Source organism: Paraburkholderia sp. J41 (assembly GCF_905220235.1).
Classification (GTDB): Bacteria; Pseudomonadota; Gammaproteobacteria; order Burkholderiales; family Burkholderiaceae; genus Paraburkholderia.
This window is the reverse complement of sequence record NZ_CAJMZE010000114.1, coordinates 1-378: the sequence shown is the minus strand read 5'-3', so window position 1 is coordinate 378 and position 378 is coordinate 1. Positions and strand designations below refer to the sequence as shown.

1 protein-coding gene is annotated in these 378 nt (G+C 63.2%); it reads left to right on the top strand.

Annotation, left to right across the window (positions count from 1 at the left end; translation table 11 throughout):
* Window positions 1-91: 91 nt before the first annotated feature.
* On the top strand, window positions 92-378 hold a 287-nt coding region (locus tag U5805_RS31670), incomplete at its 3' end, for a tyrosine-type recombinase/integrase (RefSeq protein ID WP_322107411.1).

Genomic DNA, 378 nt, shown 5'->3' with positions numbered 1-378 from the left:
AGCGGAGACTGCGAGCCGTACCCGTCAGCGTATGCACGCGGTAATGCAATGGGCCTAGGCGCACGGTCATATCGCAGCAAACCCGGTTAGCGTGGTCGATCACCTTTTACCGAAGCAGAACGCGAAGAAGGAACACCAGCCCGCGATGCCCTGGCGTGCCATACCGGCATTCGTGAAAGCGCAGCTTAACGATATTGAACCCGGCGACAACACGCGCGCCGCGATGCTATTCGCGATTCTGACGGGCGCGCGTAGCGGCGAAGTGCGCGGCGCGACATGGGGCGAGTTTGACCTCGACGCCGCTATGTGGACCATCCCCGGCACAAGAATGAAGGCGAAAGAGCCCCACCGCGTCCCGCTCTCGTCGGCGGCGCTCGC